This window comes from Pseudoduganella ginsengisoli, assembly GCF_009720865.1.
GTDB classification, from domain to species: Bacteria; Pseudomonadota; Gammaproteobacteria; order Burkholderiales; family Burkholderiaceae_D; genus Rugamonas; species Rugamonas ginsengisoli.
The window spans coordinates 9481-32217 of record NZ_WNLA01000006.1 but is presented as its reverse complement, the minus strand read 5'-3'; the positions used below and the strand labels follow the sequence as shown (position 1 = coordinate 32217).

Below are 22737 nucleotides of genomic sequence, written 5' to 3'. Positions count from 1 at the left end.
GCGCTCAGGCTGCATAGTTTTCCAGGTTGATGATGGCGTCCGCCATCTCTGTTAACTCGGGCGTATGCGAAATGAAGTACTCCTGCGCATATCCGCCAATGCGCAACACTTCCCGTTTCATGGCCATGAAACGCCGCTTGTTCTGTGCGTCGAATGCGCCATCGGCCTCGTCGGAGAATAGTGTGGCGCAGCGCGGGTCGTCGGTCTGCGCCAGGTATAGCGCCATGGCGCGCGTCAGGCACTCGTTGGTCCAGATGCGCTCGCCACCGCTCATCTTCGCCACGCTCTTGAACGTATTGCTGTGCGCGTCGTGCACCGTAATATCAAAGCCTTCGCGCAGTTCGCCCTTGGCGGTGGCCAGTTGCGTTTTGATCGAGACGGAAAAGCGCGGGCCGTAGCAGGCGAGCAGCAACTGGTTGGCCAGGCTCGAGAGCTCCGGCCCGGCGTCGTCGATGGCGAGCGCAATGATGCCGTCGTTGCCCAGCGCCTTAGCCAGCAGCGACCAGTCTTCCATCCTCCGTTCCAGCTGCTGCAAGCGTAGCTCGTGCGCCTGGCAGGCTAGCGCCAGTGCATCGTATTGGCGGGCCAGTTCGTTTGCTCGGTCCATTTCCCGCATCGCCGCCATGTGCGCCTGCTCCGCCGCCTGCAAGCGTGCCGCCGCTTCCTCGCATTCCTGGTTGGCAAGTCCAACCCGGCCGTGGTCGAACGCGGGGGGCAGCGCTGCAAGCAGCGTGTCGAGGCGCGCCACCGTTTCAGTGGGGCTTGCCGCCTGCTTGCGCCGGCTATTGGTTTGCTCCAGGCGGCTGCGTTGCAAGTCGTATTCCCTGCTTTCTTCGGCCCGCTCGATGCCGCAGTGCTCGGTGTGCGAGGCGATCCGGTCCTCAAGCTCCGCCAGCATGGCGGAGGATCGCAGCAGGGCGTCCAGCCGCGCCGCCATGTGCTCGTGGCGCGCGAGCCGCTGGCGGCTGCGTGTCAACTTCAATGCGGCGTGCCGTTCCGCCTGGCGCAGCTGCTCAATGCCGGTGGATTGGTGCTGCAGTGCCGTAATCTCGGTAGCAAGCCGGGCATGCTGTTCGTTGAGCCGCGCCACCACAGCGCCTGCATCCGGCAGCAACGCCTGTGCGGTATGGGCATCGGCCAACAGCTTGCAGCCGGTTTGCAACGCCATGCCGGCGCACGGCACTTCCGCGGTCAAGGTGAAGCGTTGCCGCAGTTCCTGTGCACGCAGTGCCGCCTGGCCGGCCTCGCGCTCGATACCGGCTTGCCGGGATTGCGCCAGCGCCAATGCGGATTCGGCGCGTTCACGCTCCGCCAGCGCGTCCTGCAGGCCCGCCAGGTCCGCTTCGCGCCGCGCCGTAATGAGCTGTAATAGCGGCAGCCGGATCGCGGCGCGCTGCGCATGGCGCGCCTGTTCACGCGCATCCAGCAACGTGGTGCGCTGGGCGAGGAGCGAAACATGATGGGTTTCACGGCGTGCCGCGCGTTGGGCGTGCCGCTCGGCCATCTCGTCGAATGCCGCCTGTTCGCGCCGCAGTTCCGCTTCCAGCGCATCAAGTGCCTGCCGGTGTTCGATTTGCGCCGCCTCGCGTTCCGCCAGGAGTTGGGCGCGGCGAGCCTCGGTGGCGGCCACCATGGTTTCCTCGGCGCGCAGGGCGGCCAGTGCGTTACGCTTGGCGTCAAGCCTGGCAGCGGCGACATTGCGGTTTTGCCGCGCCAGGTCTGCCTTGGCGCTGGTGTTGCCCAGAGCATCGCGCTCCTGCGCCAACGTTGCCAGCGCCAAGCGCTGGGCTTGCAGTTGCTGGCGCTGGGCCATCAGACCCGCGCGCAGCAGTTTGAGCACTTCGGCGGCGCGTTCGCCACGCTCGCGCACGGCGTCCTGGCGCAGCAGGTCGGCCAGCAGGCTCTTGATCTCGCCATTGCGGTAGCTGGACAATTGGCGACGTTGCTGGGCGGAGAACGCCGTACTGAAAAACGTCGCAGCCGATCCTGCAATGCCTTCCACGCAGCGGCTATAGGTCTCCATTTTGCCGTCCGACACGGTGCCATTGTGCAGCCGTACCGGCGACCAGCCTTGTCCATCCCGCCGGTGCAGGTAGGCTTCGATGCGGCGCTTGCCGTTCAGGCGTATCACCAGGTGGCTGCGGTAGCGCACGCCGTCCATCGCCCATTCGAACTCTTTGTGGTTTTCCGGCAGGTATACCTCGTCGTAATAGGAAAACGCGCCCAGTCCATCGGCGCCGGCGCGCGATGGCATGGTGGGGTAGGGCGTCATGTTGTCGAGGATGGTGCTCTTGCCGCGACCGTTGCGACCGGTTAGCGCCACCAGCGCGGCGCCCCCGGTCTCGCGTTCGAAGTCGACGGTGATGCTGTCGCGGCCCAGTCCATCGCGGATGCCGCAAAAGCCGGTGAGTGTCAGGGACAGGGGAGTCATGGCACGGTCCTTTCAGATGGTGACAACGGCAGGGGCTGGCGCCTCCGCACGGTCATGCCATGATCCACCCTGGTTCCCGATCTTCAACCCGGCGTCTTCCCTCGATTCCGATGTCAGCAACCGCTCCGCAATGGCCTCCGGGCTGTGTCGTTCCAGGACGTCCAGGCAGGCCGCCAGCGGCGTGGCGTCCGTCGAGGTGGCCGCCGCCCATGCCCGCAGTTGCGCGTGCAGGTCGGCCGCGCGCGCAATTCCCGCCGACCGGGCGCGCGATACGGGCAGCACGCGCCCTTCCAGCTTGATCCCGGCCGCCCCAGTCAGCGTGGCGGCGATGGCGTCGCGATCGACCTGATGCGCGGCTTCCTCGGGGACGCACCAGCGCACCCGTATCCATGTCCCCGCCAGGTCATGCTGCCGGGCGAAGTCGGACAAGGCCGCGATATCGGGCGGACCCTCAAACGTCAATTCATGCGTGCGGCGCGCTGGCGTCGGGATGAACACGTAATCGGCGCCATCCGCTTCGACATGCCATACCAGGAAGCCTTTTTCACCCTGCTCGCCGTAATGTAGCCGCCCGATCGATCCCGGGTAGGCGATCATTTGGCCCTCGATGCGCCAGCATTGGTGCATATGGATATGGCCCAACAGGAAGGCGCTGGCGTGCGCGGAAAACAGCGCTCCCTTGGTGAATTCATGGTCCAGGCCCGCCATCGGCACGCCGTGTTCGGTGGTGCAGCTATGCACCGTGCCATGTGACAGCCCGGCCGTCGGGATGCCGCGTGCGCGTGCCGCGTCATGCATGGGCGCCAGCCCCTCCAGCAGCATGGCCAGGTGTTCGCCCATGGCGCAGGCGGCGTTGCCCGCGCCGACGGTGGCGGCCAGCGCCGCCTTGTTCAAGGTGGGAATGCAACTGCACAGCAGCCGCGCACCGCTTGGCACGGTGTCGAAGCGCCAGTTGGCCGAAGCCAGCCAGCTGCCATCACCCAGCAGCGTCACCTGTTCGATCCGGTCGGCCACATGTACCGGATAGCGGCCGCCCAGCAGGGAGAACAGGCGCAGCATGCCTGGCGGCTCATGGCTGTAGGTGCCCTGCAGCATCAGCACGGGACAATGGTCGGCCAGGCGGCGGATTTGCCGGGCCAGCGCGGCGAAGGCGGGGGAGTGCGCCGGCAGTGCGTGGTCGGTGCTATCGCCGGTGATGATGGCCACTTCCGCGCCGTGGCGGATGGCCTCGTCCACGGCATGGGCGAAGCAGCGGTCCACTTCGGCCAGCGTGTCGTCGGCATAGTGCAGGTCGGAGAAGTGCGCGATGGTGATCATGGCGAACTCCTTATTCCTGTGGGCCGATTTCGGCGTCGATGTGTTGGCGCAATCCCTCGGCATTGCCTTGGTAGCGCGCCAGTTCGGCCTGCACACGCTTGATGCCCTGCGCGTTGCGCCGCCAGCCAGCACCCCATGCCCAATCCAGGTAGGCATCCAGCCGGGCGCGCTCCACGCCAAGTTCGGCGCCCAGTGCGTAGACCGCATCCGCGCCTTCCGCGTTGGCTGGCGGTGCCGCCGCCGTGCTCCGCGAGGGCGTTTGCCGGGCTTGCGTGGCAGCCGGGGTATTGCCCGCTGCATCAGCCGGCATGTCCACTACCTGGATGGAATCGCTCGCGTCATTGGGCATTGGCGCGACGTCGCCTTGCAGCGCGCGTGCAGCGTCGTCCGCGATGCGCAGCGTGGACTCCACATCCTGTTGGGCGAGCAGCGCGGCCACGTCGACCGGTGCTTCCAGTTCGATGATCCAGTGCGCGCTGCGCACCGGTTGTCCGGTCTTGGCGTCCAGGTGCGATACCTCGCGCAGCTTCTTGGTAAAATAAAACGGCGTGCGGTTGCGGTCGAGGAAGCCGGCGATCCGGCCGCCGCGCATGAAAGCGATGGCCTCGAAGCGCTCGATGGCGCGCGACAGCGCATAGAAACTGTTGGTGTGCAGTTCGAACGCGTCGAGCGAGCGGATGCCGGGAATATAGAAGATGAAGCGGCCCGACAGGTTGCACTGGCGGTTCTGGAATTCCGGGCAGCGCTCAGGATCGCACAACCCGTCGTTCTCGGGCCGTGGTTGCGTGCCGCGCCCGCCAAAGGTGCGCACGGCGCGCTGCTTGTGCTGGTCCACCTTGGCGGGCGAAAACATCATGCAGCGCCGTGTCTGGCCATCAAGCGAGTATTCGCTCCAGTAGCGCTTTTCGCTCCGCGCCCAGCAGGCCAGTTCGTGGGGCATCACGCTTTGCCAGGCGTCGGCCGGGAAGATGACGGGGAAGCGGTACAGGCGCACTTCGCCATCGCCGCGGTCTTCGCCATATGCTGCCAGGATCTGGCCAGCCAGCGCTGGATTGGGGAAATCGTTGGGGCGGACCGTGAACCATGCGACATTTTTTGGGGCCAGCGGCGTCTTCACGTCGGGGAAGCGCTCGGCGATTTTTTGCTCGATCTGTTCAAACGTGGCGTTGTGCGCCAGGCCGTCGTCGTAGAGCGCCTTGATGGCCGGATTGGCGGCGGCCGCCTTGGTGAGCACTTTGATGCCGGCGCGGATCTTGCCTGCGGTGGGAATCCGCATTTGCTGCCGGCCGAGGATGGTGGCGGGCACCAGCGGGGCAACCGGTGTCGTGACTGCGTTCTTGTCCATACCTGTCTCCAAAAATAAGATGGGGGAACAGGTCTATGGTCTCGCCCGATACGGCGCATGCAAGTGGTCGAGGGTGCCTGTAGCCAATCCTGCGGTCGCATGCAATGGGTGTTGCCTTTTCCGCCGGTGGAGCGATGCCGACAAGCGAAAACAGCTTGTGGGCACCGACCGATTCACACCAGCGCTGGAAACGCAGTGGCGTCCATCCATGCGCAGGCCGTTGTCTCCGCCTCGGCGTAAGCCACATCCAGCAGATGGCGCTGATAGGCTTCAGTCGCGCTGATGGAGTATGTCGCACAGTCTGTTCGCTCGTCATTGGTCAGACCGTCCCACCAAGCCATGCTCTCGGCGCGATTGGCCGTACGCGCCAGGAACACGCGGTATCCGACTTCGTCACCGTCCACAAAGGTGCGCAGCCACCAGCCGTTGCCTGATGCCGTGGAGACGGGGGTGATGGTGTAACTTCGACCGTCAAGTTGTTCAGGATCGGATTTCATGGCATAGCTCGTGCGGCTCGGTATTTTGTTAATCGAAGTGCAAGATGAAAAACGGGGGGCGCCTGAGTTATAAGGCATGTTGCGCTCCTGCTGCTTTCAGCAGTTGATGTACTGCGGCGCATTTGACGCCCAGGGCATGGCCAATGTCCTGATGTGAAGCGCCTTCCTCCCACATGCGCGAGGCCGCCATCCGTCTCGCGCACGCGGTATTGAGTCCGGCGAGTCCAGCGTGATTAAACATGCGCCGGAATATCTCATGCATTTCCTTGCAGACCAAGTAACGGCTGCGGGTGTTGGAGCGGCTAATCCGCATGGGCCGTCCGTCGCGTGACAGGAACAGCCTGCTGGCGGGATCGAGTCCGCGAAAGCCGTGTTTTGCCGAGGCTCCCAACTGTTTGACCAACCGCTCTGCGAGATAAGCGTCGATGGCGGCAACGGTGTCGGGGCAGTTGAATTGCAGAGGGCGGTCGGCGTGGTTCGTGGCAATCTCGGCCCGCAATATCGAGTGATTTCGCACATGACCAGTCGCGTCCATATAATCCTGAACGGTAAGCTGGGCGATTTCCAGTGGCTTGGCGCCGGTGGAAAGGAGGACCAGCAACAGTGCCTTGTCGCGGAGCGGCGCATGGCTGTGCTGGTGTATTTTTCCCAGCAACAGTTCGACCTGCGCGGATGTCAACGTTTGGGGAGGCTCAAAGTGGGCCGGCACGGCGCCGGGCCGGAAATGCTCAAGTGCTTCCAGGTAGGCGTCCTGATGGTTGCGCAACAGGCTGGCGCTGGGGGACGTGTCTTCATCGACTTCGAGGACACCAACGACTTGCTGCAACGCCAGTGCTAGACGGCGGACCCTGTTGGAGACGGTGCTTTTCGTTACGCCGTGCGCGGCGGCGATGTGGTCGTATCTAATGCCGGCTGCGGCGGCGCGCAGCATGGCGGTCGCGTTGGTGAAGAATTCTGCGTCCATGGTTTATCTCCGAAACGTGGCGATGCCATAGGATCATCCTGATTCGTTTTGTGTCTAGCCAGTTGAAAACCGGCCGGAATTTATCGCTTTTCCGCTGTACGGGGCTGAGCCAGTGCAATTAGGCGAAGCATCATGGACGAGGCTCCATACGGATGGCATCAATTGTCGAGACGCTGCTGGCGCTACCTGCCCTTTGATGATCAGCAAGGCCTTGTAGGGGCATATGGCCGTTGGCAGTGGGCTAAGAGCTCATGCGGCATCTGAGGAAGTGGCAGGTAGACCTAATACATTTGCTGGGGCTTAAAAATACCCGGCCATAGTCTTATAAAGTGCCGCTGTCCTGTGCCGACAACCTGCTAAAATCACCGTGTGCTCCCCATCACGAGCTAGTCCATAGTTGTACAAGAAGCTGGCCCCCTTCACTTTTCCGGTGCATTTGCACCTGTGGGTTGTCGGCGGTCGGCAATTTTACCTTGAGGATCTAGACGTTAGTATGGCGGTGGCAATTCACATACTCGTCGCTTGAGACTGGTGGGTGATTTAATTTTTTGATGTATGTCCGGCGAATTTAATGCGGGACTTGATCCGCATGCTCCTCCACTTGCCGCTTAAATATCGGTCAGCTCATCCGACGACCAAACGTCGTTCAGCCATTGCGCGCGCTGTCGCAACTTCGGTATCAAACTCATCGTCCAACTCTCGCCGCTAATCATGCCGCTGCTCATGCCGCCGCGAGCAAAGCGAGGGATAGTAAGGTCTTGGTCGCGCCTGAGCTCTGCGCCGGTCAAAGATGTAAAACAAGCCCGGAGGATAAGTTCGACCACGCTATCATCTTTCGGTATCGGCACGTGGCACAGGGCGTGCGCCATTTCCATCCACAAGAATGGATCTCCCCGGAATCCCCACTGTGACGGAATTGGATCAAACAAGTCCGCCATGACGGCATAAGATGGGGCCAGGGGAATGGTGTACGCCTTGGATGACATCTCGATCACAGTTGGGACGATAGTTTCAAGCCACAATCGAGTAGAAGCCATCATATTTATCGGCGGAGAACCGACGTCAATGCTTCCCAATTGAAAAAAATCCGAGCCAGCAGCTGCACGTATCGAGGTCAGAAGCGTCTCCTCAATATCGGTTCCCGCCCGTTGCCTATCGCCGCTGTAAAGGGTTTCAATTACCCGGTCGCACAACAGACGATTGCCATCATACGCGTCGAAGAGAGCAGGCTTTTCAGCGATGAGTTTGCGAAGTAGCTGAGTTGGAGTGCGGCTGTTGTCCTGCAGCAGAAAATGCAGGTCTTCCCTTTCGGGGTGCTTTTCTACTGCGATCTCGGCGGCCGACTGATTGCCATTAAGCGTGCGTAAAGAGGTGTCCGCTCCTAAATTGAGTAGCGACCAGACGACGTGACGGTTCGCGCCATGCCATGCTGCCTGATGCAACGGCGTATAGCCTTTTGAACTCCGTGCGTTGATCAGTTCAGGCTGGCGGTCCAAATACGGCAGTAGCTCGTGCCACTTCCCTTGATAAGCTAATTTGACTATCTCTGACATCATCCCTTGTCCCCAATCCACTGCTATTTATGCTCTCAGAATATCGCTCGCTATCATATTCAGCAGCAGGCACCGGCGCGATCAGAGTCGCGCTGTCCCCGTTATTGTGCTCTTGAATCCTCGGCTTGCTGGCGTGGGCGAACCAATGCTAAACGTAGTATTACTTGACGGCATCCCTTAAAGGGAGCCTCTCCTTAATGGCGACATGGCTCCACCCGTGGTCGAAGGTAAATGTTCGCGCGATGCCAGCTGGATTTTGAATTTTAAGCACTCGCGATTCCGCTGGAGTAGTCGCATGCTCGACGACATATAGCCAATATGCATCACCTTTTTCACGGGCGTAGTCGAACTGTGTATGTGACAGGCCCACAGGTCGATCTTGCAGGTTGCCGGTCATCGACTTTACTTCGACCCACCGAATTTGCCTACCGCTAGCATCGGTCTCGTACAGATCAAAACCGGGGTTGCCGTCCGGCGTACGGCGCAATGCAGGTTCAAGGTTAATGACCAAGTCAATGGCTCGTCCTTCAATCTTCATTCGCGTCGCTTGGTCAAGACCGTCGGGGTCAGTTCCATCATCGTTCGGATGGGTAGCAACGTAGGAGATGAAAGGGCGCCCTCCGGCATGGCCAGGTGGCCTTTTGCCATGGGAGCCACCAGTTCCAGTGCCTGTTCCACCCGATGCACCGTGGCTGCCGGCTTCGCCGTGCGGCCTCCCGTTAGCGTGACCGCCGTTGTATGCTGTGCTCGCACCCGCACCCGCACCCGCACCCGCACCCGCACCCGCACCCGCACCCGCACCCGCACCCGCACCCGCATTGCGGGCTTGGCCGCCAAATCTCGTGCCAATCCCCACGCCGTCACCTCCTTCAGGATCTGGTGTGCCGCCCTGTATGTCTGGCATATCATCCCCGTACAAATCTTGCGCATTGTCGTAAACGTCATTGTTGGAATGCGCGTGGCCCTCTGGCTCTGCGTCTATTGGAGACTCAGGTTGAGGCGGTGAATCAGTTATACCTAGTCGGGTCGTAAGATCAGCCACATTCGTAATGCCGAGCTTGCGCAGTAAATCAAGAGCTGCAGGATCGATACCGACCTCTTTTGCCAACTGGTCGATGAGTGGTGGCTTGAAGGAGATCTTGGTAAGCAGGAAGGGGTTAGGTTTCCAACCTAATGTATCGAATACAACGAGGTCTGGTCGCAAGAGTTCGCCGCTTGAATCGGGAACCCAAGCTGCCTTATTCAGATGGCGAAGGAAAGCCGCAGGGAAGGGCGGCGTTTTGCGCTCTCCGTAGTGTGACCAAGTGTAGGAGCCTTCAAAGATGCTGCGTCCGCGACGTTCTTCGAGGTCACCGAGGCTTTCCCAGAGCAGGCGGGCTCGTTCGGCACGTTGTTCTGCCGTCAGCTTGGGCAGCAGAGCGATGAGATCGTCGACCCCTTCAAGCAACCAGTCGGTGATCCGGTCATTGCTCCCTGACGTGGTCTCGTAACCTGTTTGTCGGCGCAACTCCAACTTCTCCTCACGTGACAGTTCGTTCGGTGCTTCGAGCGGGCGTGGATAGCGTAATGCGCCACATGATTCCAGCACCTCACGCATATTCTCCCCACGCAGACAGTCGTAAGTGTCGTCAACTATGTTTACGCCCTTCACTCCCGCAAAGAGTTGTTTCAAGCGTTCAGTTGCTATGTAGACTTCGTGTGGCTTGGCGACATATCCTTCGCCGTCGCCAGCATCGATCACCATCACGAAAGTTGTGTCTCGTAATGCTGTTCGAAGTTTGTCCTTCTGGCTTGCTGAATCTGTACTGAACGCGGCGCGGATGCGTTCAATGTCGGCTGTATAGTCTTCTTCGCTTACTTCCACCTCTTCCTTCCGATACTTTGGCAAGACGTTTCGAATGACGTCGTCCACCGGGTCAGGTTCTGTAATTTTCAGCGAACTCAGGAACGCGCGTGCCTCCGGCGTTGCGCACACCGCTCTGCGTACAGTCGGAAATCCGGTTGCGATGGTACTCGGCAGGAATGCCTTTGCTTCGCCGTTTTCGTGCGCGACAATGTGCATGCCGTCATCTAACCGAACTAGCGGGATCGTGTCGAGCCTACGACGTAAGGCAGCCTCTTGACCACTCAGAAATTCATACAGGCGTAACATCCACTCGTCGGATTGCGCTTCAAGAAATGATTTGGTTAGACTCGGCACCAACTTTGCCGGCGTGATTTCGTCGATATCGAGTTCACGCATCAGGTAGTGGCGGATTTCAGGTGCCTTATCCTGGGTGATGTCGCTAGAGAGCCAAGCTGCGCCTGCCAAACTGAAGAGTGTTGCGATCTGTTCCGGACTAAACAATTCTCTGATGTCTTGTGTTCGTGCCAGCTTTGCCTGGCGGGCAGTGACATAGTTGCCGTCGAAAGTCGGCAGCAGTGGCTCACCCAGTAATGTCTGCCGTACAGCTTCGAACATCGGGCCGAACCGCGAACCTTGAGCGAATTTTTCGCGGTCAAGAGGCAAGCAGCGTAGTGCCGCGACATCTAGCATGGCGTTATCACGCATCCAGCACATTGCATCCAACAGCAGGTCAGTCGTTTCTTTGACCAGATACTGGTTCCATGGGTCGGCCGGCAGTATGTTGTCGCGGCTAGGCGTCGTTCGATATGGCCCCTGAATTAGAAAGCCCAAATGACTCTCGACCACGGTCGGGAAAAATACCACAAGGGGGGACTTGGCAAGTGGATGCACGAGCCAACGACTCGGGGAGTCCTTTATAGCGACCAACGCAAAGGCAATTTCTACACGCCCCTTCTTCAACTGGTCAGTTGCCATTACATCGCGATGGAACACCAGCCAGTTTTGATCAACTTCTGCCTGGCCACTTTCCTGGCCGATCACGCTGACGCGTTGGACATTCGGGCCAAGTGCTTCCGGGCAGTTGCGCAAATAGAATCCGGATGCCCCGCCATCAACGTTCCAGTTTATTTCGTCAATGTTTCGAAGGAACAGGAGCGCACTGGCGCCAATATGACGGAATCCCGCTGTAATGTCCTGCAGCGCTGCAGTGTCGTCAGACCTCAGGGGGAGAATGATTTGCGTTTCGTCCGCTTTACGTGCTGTGCGCTCAGCTTGTTTAGGGAAGACGTATCCTTCAATCGCAAAGTCTTCATCACCTGAGTGAATCTCAGGCAAATCGGTGACGGTGTAGACAGATTTGAAACCGAGGCCAAATCGACCAATCGAGGCTTCGTCCTTGGTGCTCTCAGCGATGTCACACACGCTGCGGACGTCGGCTTCGTTGAACGGCTTGCCGTAGTGAGTCAGCGTCAGCCGATCTGAAGATAACTTGAACTCCACCTTGCGTGGACCGCCTTGGTCGACTCGCCGACTAAGGGCATCCTCCGCATTTTGCAGAAGCTCAAAAATGAAGTGCGTGCGGTCGTCGTATAAGTCCGCCGCCAGCCTCCCGGACTTTTGCGCGCCTTCTGTGCCATAGCGTTGACGATTTTCTTCACAAATCTGAAAGTAGTTTGACGCCATATTCACTCCATTGATCAGGCATCTTTTTGATGCGGATTTGGCAAGCCACGTTGCGGACACAATATTATGCTAATGTGTTGCTGTATGGCAAAGCAAATCCAGCAAAGCCTGAAACAATAGGGCCCTAGGAAAGCCTGATTTGCAAGCCGATGCTAGGGGCCATTTACGCTTAAATGTTCTTTGCGGCTTTGCATCAACGCGCGGAGGCGTTTAAGAGTCCTCAGCTTCGCTTGACGGTACAAACGCATTTGAAGCCACTTGGGATACCAGCGATGGCCTATACGACCGATATATTCCTCTAGTGCCCAGTCTGCAATCCGGAAGCCGATGATCCTCGGACGATAGACGTCTGAGTTAACTGGGATGAAGCAGCGCCAAGGCATAGAGTCGTACAACACATTAGGGGCTAGCGGGAAACGAGGGCTCATCCCGACATGGCGAATCGGTCCATGCCACATGAGCTTCAGCACCGCGCCGCATCCTTTAAATCGCTGGTTAAGGTTACTTGGCTGACCAACGGTGAAACAGTTTATTCCAGAGTCGCCGTTTAACGGATGTCCGCTCACGGCATGAAACACGCCTGATTCCAGTATGGATTCAAGTGCCCACGGACTAGTAACATGGATTAGCTTAATTCCGTGCATTTCAATATCAGTCTCCGAAAAGTCGAGAGATAATACGTCCGAAGAAACTATTTGCGCGATTGCAGGCAAGCTGTTCATTGGGGGCAAAGTATTCCTCTTTCGCGATCTGATCCAGGCGCCGACCGCGCTGAATCTGCGCCTCCGTCATGTCGCCTGCCCAAATCACCTGGTTGTTTCTGATGTAATAGTGAGACCGGCAAGCGAAACCCCAATTACCGACCGACGGATGAAGTGTGACACCAGAGGTGGTTTTCGATAGTGTCCATTCGGTGGCACGTAAAGGCGTTACCACCTTCTGGCCGCAGCCGCAACAGCACTTATGCGCTGCGGTCATATATTTTTCGGAAATATAGAGGACGCCGTCTTCGAGTACTTTTGGCATGAATTCAACGTACTCGGGGTGCAATTTATTAACCTTCAACTCGTTCGTCCTTTGTCAGCATATGAGCGTTGATGGCATACACGGATTCATGCTCCCCAATTTGATCATCGTAGATTCCGTAGTACTTTTTCCAGCGAATCACGGCGTGGACCGCGTTCAGCGCGTTTAGTTCATTGACCTGAATATTTAAGCCATAGTCGTTTCGCATGTTTCCGGAGTCGACCGGAACCCTACGATCAAAGTGGTCGTTTTTCTTCGGAGAGAAAAACGTTGTGCGAACCTGGCCTACCAGCTTTTGGGCATCCTTCGTCATCTGGACGTGCATGCCGACGTCGATGAATGGTATGCCTGCCTGCAGCAAGTATTTTGCTATCAATTCCCGCGCTGCGCCTTTGTCTATACAAATGAAAACGAAGTCGAAATGCTGCAGCAGGCCGACATTCTGGTCGGTAACATATTCCGGATGGGCTTCGACACCGCGCCGCATTACGCTGTAAATGCGGGCGTAGCGTTTCGCCTTGAGTTCCGGAGTTTGAAGGTCGCTGATAGCGGTAGCACTCGGCGCTCGAAAAGCGTTATGCGAATAGAAGGCATCGCCGTCGAACAAATGAATCTCATTTACATGCGTTTTGGCGACCAGGTCGAGGATGTGCGAACCGGTGCCCCCTAAGCCGACAATCGCAATTCGAAGTGCGGCCACTTTCCCAGCAATGGAGCCAATGCCAGAGCGCGTGGACGCCGTATCAGCGTAGTAGAAGACCGAGTTGTCCGTCGTTTGTGCGGGCTTATACAGCCGGGCGGTCAGGGTCGGGTCCAAATGTTGGGCCGGAGCTGAGATGACGTTAATGTAGTGAGTCATCTTGTCGTAGTAGTCGTTGTAGAAGCCAGTCCGCGGCTTAGTGGAAAACCCGTGGTCTACAACGATGCCATCGCCGAAATCACTCCGACCGCTGGAGTGGACGATTCCTGCGATGGGGGTGCCCTCTATTGAGCACGGATGTTCACCGATGAACCAAGCCTGGTGATTTGCCGCGGCGTTCGTCAGGTTGTCCTCGCGCAAGTGAATCGGGCAGACGAGTGTCCCGCGTTTCAAATCCCCTGGTGCGTTCCGGTACGGGACGTCGTGCACCAAAAGGTGCAAGCCGGTCTGCCGCCGAATTTCGACGCTGTAGCCGTCGTCCATCAGGCGCTGGAGATCCGGATTACGACTTATCAGATCGGCCAACATTGAACACCATACCTTTCTTGATTTTGATGGAAGGGGCATTGTCTACGAGAGAGCCTTCGGGGCCGTGCGGATCGGAATACGTCACCGTCCAGGCCCAGTTATCGCCGAAATTTGCGTCGGGAAATGCAAGGACGCACAGCTCGCGGAAGGTGAGTTCTTTCTTGAGCACTTCGAACTTCTCGGCATTGATGATGATTTCAAACGGCTGCCCGTGCTCGCTGCTATTGCTTTGGCTTTGCTGGTTACTCATGGTCATTTTCCATCGACAAGGTTGAGGCGTGAGTCGCCCATGAGCTGCATTATGAGTGAATTATAAATACGTGGCAATAAAAATTATCACGTAATAATTTCTTTGCTGTGTGGTTTGGCAAGCCTTATAATCGCGCGTACAGCAGAGGAGACTACATGGACACACAGCGGGATATACAGCGCGAGCGCCTTTTTTATATTGACTTTTTGGCATTTTTCTGTGGCCAAGTTGCACGTAAGGATCTTGTCGCTCGTTTTGGTATCAGCGAACCTGCTGCGACGAAGGATCTTTCCCTTTATGCGGAAACTGCGCCGACCATGTTGGAATACGATTTGCGCCAACGCTGCTACCGCTACGCTGGCGGTACCCCGCATTTCGAGCATGATGTGGGGCAGGCCCTGTTTTCGCTGTCAGGGGAGCGTGCGATTGCGCTGGACTTTGAGCATGCCAAGCGCTTACCCAGCTCGGTGCAGCTATCGATCAAACGCCAAACGCCGGCGGGGCTTGTCGCGACGCTGACTCGGGCGATTTATCAACAGCGCGAAGTATCTGCCAAATACTTTTCTCTCAAACGTGGCGCGGGCGAACGCAGACTTTCTCCAACTGCGGTGGTCCATGATGGACTGCGATGGCATGTGCGCTGCTTTGACCACAACGAAGAGCGTTTCAAGGACTACAACCTAGCCCGCTTCCAGGAAGTGGTTGAGGGAGAACGATCCTCGGTTAGCGCTGCGCAGGATCCTGAATGGAATGCTGAGGTCGACGTTCGCTTGATCGCCCATCCGCGATCAACCCATCCGGAGACAATTCAGTGGGATTACGACATGGGAGCGGAGGGCATGGTTGCGCGCCTGCGTGTTTGCCTGGTCTCTTATTTCCTTCGGCACTGGCATATCGACACAACGCCGAATGCGACGAAGGACCCGAAAGAGTTTCAGCTATTTTTGAAGAATCGTGAGGAATTGTTAAACAGTGGCGTGTCATCGTGGGTATTTGACGATGACAGCGAATCTAAGAACAAAGTCGACAACACCGCGATATGACATCAGAAACGAATAAATTGAGCAGCAAAGCGAACGCGCAGCAGCGGGAAGCCATTCATGCAATCGATGGTCCGGTGCTTATTATCGCAGGACCTGGTTCAGGTAAGACCTTCACGCTTGTGGAGCGAATCGTGTACCTGATCACCGAGAAAGGTGTTGCGCCGGAGTCTCTCTTTGTTGTTACGTTCACGGACAAGGCTGCGCGCGAGCTGACCACTCGCATCTCAAATCGGCTGACCGAGGTCGGTATCAGGTTCAATTTGAACGAAATGTACCTTGGCACCTTCCATTCGATTTGCCTGCGGCTGCTGGAGGACTTTCGCGAGTTCACCAGGCTCAAGCGCAGCTTCACGCTGTTCGACCAGTTCGATCAGCAATATTTCCTGTACCAGCGTATTAAGGACTTCCGCGACTTACCTGATGCGCAGCTCGTGATGGGCGACGACCAGGCCGGCCGATGGAAGCAGTCGGAGAACTTGCTCAAGTGGCTCAACAAGGTCAGCGAAGAAGCCCTCGATGTCGATACATTGGCGGCAGCGCCTGAATTGGAAATCCGGGCATTGGCTGCGTGCTTCGCCAAGTATCAAGAACTGATGCTCGAGAATAATGCTCTCGATTTTTCGGGCATTCAATACGAAGCGTTGCGGTTGCTGGAACAGCACCCTGCAGTGCTGGCACAGCTTCAACAAAAGCTGACGTACCTGATGGTGGACGAGTACCAGGACACCAACACCATCCAGGAACGCATTCTTTTGCTGTTGGCAGGTGAGCGGCGCAATCTCTGTGTCGTAGGAGATGACGACCAAGGCTTGTACCGCTTCCGTGGGGCGACCATCCGTAACATTTTGGAGTTTCCAGCTCTATTTCCGGAGGGGCAATGCAAACGCGTGACGCTTTCGGTCAACTATCGTTCACACCCAGACATCATCCGCTTCTACAACGAATGGATGCGTGAGCAGAGGTGGGATGATGGAACACGTGTCTTCCGCTTCGCTAAAGAAATCGTACCGCGCGAGGATGATTTTCCAGCAGCGCCGACCGCTGTGCGGCTTGCAGCCAGCGACGATGAGGATGAAAGCACTAACTGGCACGCGGAAGTTCTGGCCTTCCTTAATGGCCTGAAGGCCTCGGGCCGCTTGTCCGACTGGAATCAGGTTGCCTTCCTGTTCCGCTCCGTCAAGAACGACAAGGTGGTCGCGCTGGCGCGTTTCCTCGAAACGGAGGGGGTGCCGGTATTCTCGCCGCGCTCGAACATGTTTTTTGAGCGCCAGGAAATCCGTTTGATGATTGGCGCGCTGATCTTCCTGTTCCCGCAATTTCCCAAAGTGAGGGCATGGGCCGAAGGCGTTACGCTACCCATCTGGGATTACTACGACCATCAGTGTTTCGCAGCCTTCGTCGCTGAGCTGCGTAAGCCAGAAAACAAACCATTGCTGGAGTGGGCGCGTCCAATGGCCAAACGCCATGCAGTGCTTACACAAAACACCGACTACGCATTCTCCAGCCTATTCTACCAACTGCTGCAGTTCCCGCTGTTTTCGCGTTTCCTCACCGATGAAGCGGTCCTGGGCGTGGACAAGGGCCGCGCGGCACGCAATCTCGGTAAGTTCTCGAAATTACTTACCAAGTTCGAGTATCTGCACTATGTCAGTGTCTTGAATCCTGAGTGGCTGGAGAAAAACATCCGTGACTTTTTCAATCAGTTCTTGCGCTTTCTCGTCGATGGTGGCATCGGGGAATATGAGGACGATGCGGAATATGCGCCTAAGGGGTGCATCTCGTTTCTAACCATCCACCAGTCAAAGGGCCTGGAGTTTCCAGTGGTCGTTTGCGGTTCGCTGGAGGCAGTGCCCCGCAAACAGTACAGCGCACTTGACGTGCTTCTGGAGGATGGCGGTTACCTTTCGAAGGAACGTTTCGAACCACTTGATCATATTAAAAATTTCGACTTCTGGCGCCTGTTTTACACAGCGTTCTCTCGTGCTCAAAACCTGCTAGTGCTGGCGGCGCAGGAAAAGCATGGACGTGGCCGCTCACCTTCAAAGTACTTCGATCGTCTTTTTTATGAGCTGCCGAGTTGGCGTGATATTGACCCATCGGCGCTGAGTTTTGAGGCCGTCAAGCAAATTAACCTGAAGCGCGAATACTCCTTCACGTCGCACATCACGGTGTTCGAGAACTGTGCCGAGCAGTACCGCTTTTTCAAGGAACTGGAGTTTGCACCGATTCGTGAAAGCCCAATGCTGTTCGGTACATTAGTACACCAAACCATCGAGGACATTCACAAGACGGTGTTGCGCGGTGATGAAGGCATCCTGAACCGGGAAGTCATTGAAACTTGGTTTTCGACCAACTACACCATGCTATCCAAGAAGGAACGTGTATACCTGGCACCTGGTTCGCAGCAAGCGGCGTTGTTGCATGTGCTGCGTTACTACGAGCGGGAGACTGGTAACTGGGACCGTATCAAGGAGGCCGAGGTTGAAATTTCGCTAGTCAAGGATCAATACATCCTTAAAGGCAGTGTCGACCTTATTCGCGGTGAGCACGATACGGTGGAAATCGTCGACTTTAAATCTGAAAAGAAGCCCGACATGGAGAAGGAGCGGGACCGCCTCCGGCAATACCAACACCAGTTGGAGGTGTACGCCCATCTGGTAGAGGAGCGAACGGGCCATAAGGTTAGCCGGATGCATCTTTACTACACAGGGGAAGATGAGGGGAATCCCTACGTTTCATTTGGGAAGGATGATCGCTCAATCGGCAAGACAATAGCCCGCTTTGACGAAATTGTGACCCGTATTGAGCAGCAGGATTACGCGCTGGTGGCACGTCCAACCAAAGTTTGCCAAAACTGCGACATGCGCTCGTACTGCGACAACAAGGACTGGAAATTTAGGAAAAACAACAAATGACGAAAAACTTCGCTACACAAGAAGGTCTGCAACTCGCTTCTGCTGACGTCGGCGCTATTAATGTCGAGAAATATGAGTTTGAACCGATCAAAGGCTATCCGATGCTCAATTGGCGCGGAAAACGACCATTTACTTCAACGCAGTACTACCCCGCTCAATTGAAGGAGGTTCACGGCGAAGAAGTAGAAGGTTGGCGCAACAAGATTTTCTGGGGTGATAACCTTCAGGTGATGAGTCATTTAATCAAAGAGTATCGTGGGAAAGTCGATCTCGTATACATCGATCCGCCTTTTGACTCAAATGCTCAATACAAGAAGGAAATCAAGATTGGGAAAGGGAGTATATATAACGACACTGGAGTTTTTGAGGAAAAGCAATATTCCGATATTTGGAATAATGATGAATACATGCAATTTATGTATGAGCGCCTTGTAATGCTTCGTGAGTTGTTATCTCCTACTGGAGTTATTTTTCTTCATTGCGACTGGCATGCTAATAGCCATTTGCGCTTGATGTTGGAAGAAATTATGGGGAAGGGTAACTTCCTCAATGAAATAGTTTGGAAGCGGCGCGGAGGGACTACTTCTCCAGATGCTCGGGTATTGCCGAGAATTACTGATACTATTCTCGTTTTTGGGAAGAGTAATGATTTTGAATTCAATCCAATTTATATCCGGGATGAGGATGATCCATATATTGAGCGTTTTAGTCGTGATGATGGCGATGGCCGGAAATATAACTTGATTCCGTTAAATGCCTCTCAGCCTCGTCCCAATTTAATGTATGAGTATAACGGTTACAAAGCTCCTAGGTTTGGCTGGAGTGTTTCACTCGAACGTATGAAAGAACTTGATCAGAAGGGGTTACTTTACTTTCCTTCAGATAAGAATCAACGCATTTATAAAAAATCTTTTCTTGATGAGTGGCCGGGGCAACCTCTCACTTCTTTATGGACAGATATAAAGCTAGTTAATCCAATGGCTGAGGAACGTACCAATTATCCTACTCAAAAACCGGAAGCCTTGCTTGAACGAATTGTGTCATTAGCCTCGAAACCTGGTGGGCTAGTTTTTGATTGTTTTATGGGCTCAGGGACGACTCAAGCCGCCGCCCTTAAACTTGGACGGCGCTTTATTGGTGCTGATATTAATCTTGGTGCAATCCAGACAACTACCAAACGCCTAATAGGTTTGGCTGATGAATTGCGCCAAAAAAGCTTGGTGAGTGAGTTTACTCATTATATTGGGTTTGAAGTGTTAAATGTTAATCACTATGACGTTTTTCGGAATCCTGTCCAGGCGAAAGAATTGCTGATCGAAGCGTTAGAAGTGCAGAAGCTAGAGTTCACCACTATTTTCGATGGCGAGAAAGATGGTCGAATGATTAAGATAATGCCTATCAATCGCATTGCGACACGCGCTGACTTAAACGAATTAATTGCTGGATTTGACTATAAAGCATGGCAACAAAGGCAAAATGAAAATCCCAATCGTGTGGTTGAAAAAATAACTCTTGTCTGTATGGGGCACGAACCGAACTTGGCAGCCGAACTCGAATTCGCTTCCAAGCCATTTAAGATCGATGTGGAAGTCGTAGATATCCTGCGCGACAAGGCTGACTTAGAGTTTAAACGGGATTCGCACGCTAAGCTTGCTATCGAAGAGGGTACATTAGTTGTAAAGCAGTTCTATCCTATGAACCTGTTGCAAAAACTGTCTCTCCAAAAAGAATCGATTGAAAATTGGAAGGAGCTGGTTGAGTCCGTGTTGATTGATTGGAATTATGATGGTGCGGTATTGCAGCCGACAGTAGTAGATATTCCAGGTAGGGACGATTTGGTCAAGGGAACGTACAAAATTCCTGGCGATGCAGGAACTATCCGCGTGAAGATCACTGATTTGCTGTCAGAGTCGTGGGAAGGGAGTGTAAGCAATGGCGACTAAGCGCGTAGCAAAGGCAGTGAATGCGTCCCTCGACTTCGCCTTTTTCCAGTTTCTTTGGCAGTTTTACCAGACCAACAGAGGTACTATACGCACGCATTATAAGGAATTGACGCGTAAGTTCCTTGACTTTAATAATCCAGAGAAGAATCCTAAAGCTTTCCTGCGGCAGCCACAGTTCGAAGCGCTTGAAACCTATGTCTTTCTCAAAGAATTCTTGGGAAATGCCAAGGTTGAGGCCATTTTCCAAAATTGGTTTGAGAAGCAAGGTCGCTTCGCCGATCGTGCTGAGGGCGGCGTAGTGTCTGGCAATACAGGACAGGTGGGTCTTTTTGATAAAATTACTCAGGAGCAATACCGAGCTGTGTTCGCGGTAATGCAAAAAAATTCGCGCACTTACCCGAACTATATTTTCGCTCTGACGATGGGCACAGGTAAAACCATCCTTATGGCGACATGTATTTTTTATGAATTCTTGCTAGGCAATAAGTTCGAGAAGGATGCCCGCTATTGCCACAACGCGTTGGTCTTTGCACCCGACAAAACGGTACTACAGTCCTTGAAGGAAATCGAGGCGTTTGACCTTACCCGCGTTGTGCCGCCGGAATATGTTAATTTTTTAACTACGCATCTACGTTTTCACTATCTTGAAGAGGCAGGTACTTCCCTTGATACGTTAGACCGATCGCGCTTCAATATCATCGTTTCTAACACACAAAAGATTATCCTCAAGCGTCAGCATAAGGACAGATCCTGCGTCGATAAATTGTTTGGCGCCGCTGTTGATACTATTGGCGCTACCGGTGTCTACGCTGAGGCCGCAGACCTCTACGACTTCGATCAACCGGAAGATGATGGTGAACTCACCACCAACCAACGGTTTGAGAAATTGCGTCGCTTGGAGCAGTTGGGTATCTACGTGGATGAGGCCCATCACGCATTTGGTAAAGCGCTGGCAAAGGACATGGGGGTCGGGGCGAAAGAATCCGATACAAGCTTGCGTACGACTATCGACATTTTGGCTGCTAGCTTGAGTAAGGCGGGCACTCGAGTTGTCGCTTGCTATAACTATACAGGTACCCCCTATGTGGGGCGCGCGGTGTTACCGGAGGTGGTCTACGCTTATGGACTTAAGGAGGCTATCGACAAGGGGTTCCTTAAGAAGGTGACGTTGCATGGATATGCAAACACCCGCACCGACGAATTTGTTGATATTGCTATAGAGAATTTTTTAAATGAGACAGGTAAGCTACGACCGGAAGGTCTGCTGCCGAAGTTGGCCTTCTTTGCCTCTACTATTGATGAATTAACCGGCGAATTACGGCCAGCCGTGGAGCGCGCGCTGACTAGACACGGCATTCCGACCTCGAGGATACTAGTCAATGTGGGCGATGACAAACTCACTACTAACGACGATATCCGTGAGTTCAATCGTCTTGATACCGAAGGCTCTGAAAAGCAGTTCATCTTGCTCGTCAATAAAGGCCGCGAAGGCTGGAACTGTCGCTCGCTTTTCGGTGTAGGCCTGTTCCGTGAGCCCAAGTCTAAAGTTTTCGTTCTGCAAGCCACAATGCGCTGTCTGCGTGCTATTGGTGGAGCGCAGCATACTGGCCACGTCTTCCTATCTGATGACAACCTCAATACTCTGAACGACGAGCTGCAACAAAACTTCCACATCAGTGCCGAAGAGCTTCAAAAGGTCGCAAAGGATAAGGAGCGAGTTGAAGTCCGCGTCGTTGAGCCCTCTGTCAAGATCAAGCTAGTGCGCGTTCGCAAGCTATACCTTATGCGCGAAAAGATGCTTGTACCTGGCCAAGCATTGGGCCTTGACCGCACTAACAAGGAAAGTTGGAACTCGCTAATCGAGCGCTATCGGCTAATCGAAACGCAGCAAGACGGGCTGACTGCTGCTGACGCAGCTCGCGCATCCGTAAGTCGAACTTTTGACCTGACTTCGCGGAGGAAGAAGCGTACCTTTTCCCGATTATCGCTTGTGGCTGAGGTGTCTCGATATTTGAACCGAAACCCCCTGGAGATTGAGAGACTGCTTGACGAAACAAAGGAAGGCACTGACGAACTGGTTGCCATTACCAATGACTTCAACGAGTTGCTCTACGACGAGATTATCCCGCGCCTGTTCCATCAACTCTACAACCTCGATGAATATCAGCACAATGAGGAGCATGAAGTCGATTTGATCAAGGTTCCGCCGAATGGATACTATGAGGTGTCTGCAGCGAAGGATAAAATTGTTCGGATGAGCAGCGAGTTGATCAAAGACGAGGAGCGCACGAAAAGCTTTCACCTTGATACATACTGCTTCGATTCTGGCTCGGAAAATTGGCTTTTCTGGGATCTGCTGCGCGAGAATCGTGTGAAAAAAATCTATTTCACCGGGATGCTGACCCATGGCCAGTCCGATTTTTTCATACAGTACATTGATCCTGATTCTCGGGCTGTGCGCAGTTATTACCCGGACTTTATCTTCCAGCGTGAAGAGCCTGATGGTAGCTTGAAGTACGTCATTGTTGAGGTGAAGGCCGATAACCAGATCGAGGATGCAGTGGTGCAAGCCAAAAAGGACTTCGCCCAACAAATTGCGGTTGCCAGTGGAATGGAATACCGCATCCTTAAGTCGTCAGATGCCGATAAACGGCACTATAGACTTCTGCTATAAGGTAATAGAGGAATAAGCGCTT

Annotated in this window: 14 protein-coding genes; 4 read left to right on the top strand and 10 right to left on the bottom strand. The window is 55.2% G+C overall.

Features of this window, described 5'->3' with window-relative positions; genetic code table 11:
• Nucleotides 1-4: 4 nt before the first annotated feature.
• From GM668_RS11415 to GM668_RS11370, 10 genes are all read right to left on the bottom strand, one after another.
• Complete coding sequence (locus GM668_RS11415) at nt 5-2431, bottom strand: DNA repair protein (RefSeq protein WP_155439090.1); 2427 nt, start codon at nt 2429-2431, stop codon at nt 5-7.
• Nucleotides 2432-2443: 12 nt separating this feature from the next.
• Nucleotides 2444-3748 carry a metallophosphoesterase family protein gene (locus GM668_RS11410; RefSeq protein WP_211923378.1) on the bottom strand — a complete coding sequence of 435 codons (1305 nt, stop codon included), beginning with the start codon at nt 3746-3748 and terminating at the stop codon, nt 2444-2446.
• A 10-nt stretch (nt 3749-3758) separates the two neighbouring features.
• Nucleotides 3759-5093, bottom strand: a complete 1335-nt coding sequence (locus tag GM668_RS11405; protein ID WP_155439089.1) for a recombination directionality factor — start codon at nt 5091-5093, stop codon at nt 3759-3761.
• 173 nt (nt 5094-5266) lie between these two features.
• Nucleotides 5267-5590 (bottom strand): hypothetical protein, encoded by a 324-nt coding sequence (locus GM668_RS11400; RefSeq protein WP_155439088.1) that lies wholly within the window; start codon nt 5588-5590, stop codon nt 5267-5269.
• Nucleotides 5591-5657: 67 nt separating this feature from the next.
• Nucleotides 5658-6554: a site-specific integrase gene (locus GM668_RS11395; protein WP_155439087.1), complete on the bottom strand. Its 897-nt coding sequence runs from the start codon at nt 6552-6554 to the stop codon at nt 5658-5660.
• A gap of 608 nt (nt 6555-7162) precedes the next feature.
• On the bottom strand, nt 7163-8110 hold the full coding sequence (locus GM668_RS11390) for an ankyrin repeat domain-containing protein (RefSeq protein WP_155439086.1): 948 nt from the start codon (nt 8108-8110) through the stop codon (nt 7163-7165).
• A 157-nt stretch (nt 8111-8267) separates the two neighbouring features.
• On the bottom strand, nt 8268-11636 hold the full coding sequence (locus tag GM668_RS11385; RefSeq protein WP_155439085.1) for a protein NO VEIN domain-containing protein: 3369 nt from the start codon (nt 11634-11636) through the stop codon (nt 8268-8270).
• Nucleotides 11637-12287: 651 nt separating this feature from the next.
• Complete coding sequence (locus tag GM668_RS11380) at nt 12288-12701, bottom strand: ubiquitination-like system serine protease family protein (RefSeq protein ID WP_155439084.1); 414 nt, start codon at nt 12699-12701, stop codon at nt 12288-12290.
• Entirely contained in the window at nt 12691-13890 is a 1200-nt protein-coding gene (locus GM668_RS11375; RefSeq protein ID WP_170305602.1) for a ThiF family adenylyltransferase, read from the bottom strand. The genes GM668_RS11380 and GM668_RS11375 overlap by 11 nt, the downstream gene beginning before the upstream one ends.
• The gene (locus GM668_RS11370; protein WP_170305601.1) at nt 13865-14140 is read right to left on the bottom strand and encodes a multiubiquitin domain-containing protein; all 276 of its coding nucleotides are present in this window, start codon (nt 14138-14140) and stop codon (nt 13865-13867) included. Before GM668_RS11370 ends, GM668_RS11375 begins: the two co-directional genes overlap by 26 nt.
• A gap of 155 nt (nt 14141-14295) precedes the next feature.
• Between GM668_RS11370 and GM668_RS11365 the strand changes: the two genes are divergently transcribed.
• Genes GM668_RS11365 through GM668_RS11350 form a run of 4 tightly spaced genes read left to right on the top strand, consistent with a single transcriptional unit; the run spans nt 14296 to nt 22715 of the window.
• Entirely contained in the window at nt 14296-15183 is an 888-nt protein-coding gene (locus GM668_RS11365; protein ID WP_155439081.1) for a WYL domain-containing protein, read from the top strand.
• 17 nt (nt 15184-15200) lie between these two features.
• Complete coding sequence (locus GM668_RS11360) at nt 15201-18098, top strand: ATP-dependent helicase (protein WP_229499208.1); 2898 nt, start codon at nt 15201-15203, stop codon at nt 18096-18098.
• The gene (locus GM668_RS11355; RefSeq protein WP_155439079.1) at nt 18095-20041 is read left to right on the top strand and encodes a site-specific DNA-methyltransferase; all 1947 of its coding nucleotides are present in this window, start codon (nt 18095-18097) and stop codon (nt 20039-20041) included. Before GM668_RS11360 ends, GM668_RS11355 begins: the two co-directional genes overlap by 4 nt.
• Entirely contained in the window at nt 20031-22715 is a 2685-nt protein-coding gene (locus tag GM668_RS11350; protein ID WP_155439078.1) for a TnsA endonuclease N-terminal domain-containing protein, read from the top strand. The genes GM668_RS11355 and GM668_RS11350 overlap by 11 nt, the downstream gene beginning before the upstream one ends.
• Nucleotides 22716-22737: the final 22 nt, after the last annotated feature.

Bases quoted from the DNA above. Each gene is read 5' to 3' on its own strand.
- GM668_RS11415 (WP_155439090.1), bottom strand. From the start codon at position 2,431: ATGACTCCCCTGTCCCTGACACTCACCGGCTTTTGCGGCATCCGCGAT.
- GM668_RS11355 (WP_155439079.1), top strand. From the start codon at position 18,095: ATGACGAAAAACTTCGCTACACAAGAAGGTCTGCAACTCGCTTCTGCT.
- GM668_RS11395 (WP_155439087.1), bottom strand. From the start codon at position 6,554: ATGGACGCAGAATTCTTCACCAACGCGACCGCCATGCTGCGCGCCGCC.
- GM668_RS11405 (WP_155439089.1), bottom strand. From the start codon at position 5,093: ATGGACAAGAACGCAGTCACGACACCGGTTGCCCCGCTGGTGCCCGCC.
- GM668_RS11370 (WP_170305601.1), bottom strand. From the start codon at position 14,140: ATGAGTAACCAGCAAAGCCAAAGCAATAGCAGCGAGCACGGGCAGCCG.
- GM668_RS11410 (WP_211923378.1), bottom strand. From the start codon at position 3,748: ATGATCACCATCGCGCACTTCTCCGACCTGCACTATGCCGACGACACG.
- GM668_RS11390 (WP_155439086.1), bottom strand. From the start codon at position 8,110: ATGATGTCAGAGATAGTCAAATTAGCTTATCAAGGGAAGTGGCACGAG.
- GM668_RS11375 (WP_170305602.1), bottom strand. From the start codon at position 13,890: ATGTTGGCCGATCTGATAAGTCGTAATCCGGATCTCCAGCGCCTGATG.
- GM668_RS11385 (WP_155439085.1), bottom strand. From the start codon at position 11,636: ATGGCGTCAAACTACTTTCAGATTTGTGAAGAAAATCGTCAACGCTAT.
- GM668_RS11350 (WP_155439078.1), top strand. From the start codon at position 20,031: ATGGCGACTAAGCGCGTAGCAAAGGCAGTGAATGCGTCCCTCGACTTC.
- GM668_RS11400 (WP_155439088.1), bottom strand. From the start codon at position 5,590: ATGAAATCCGATCCTGAACAACTTGACGGTCGAAGTTACACCATCACC.
- GM668_RS11365 (WP_155439081.1), top strand. From the start codon at position 14,296: ATGGACACACAGCGGGATATACAGCGCGAGCGCCTTTTTTATATTGAC.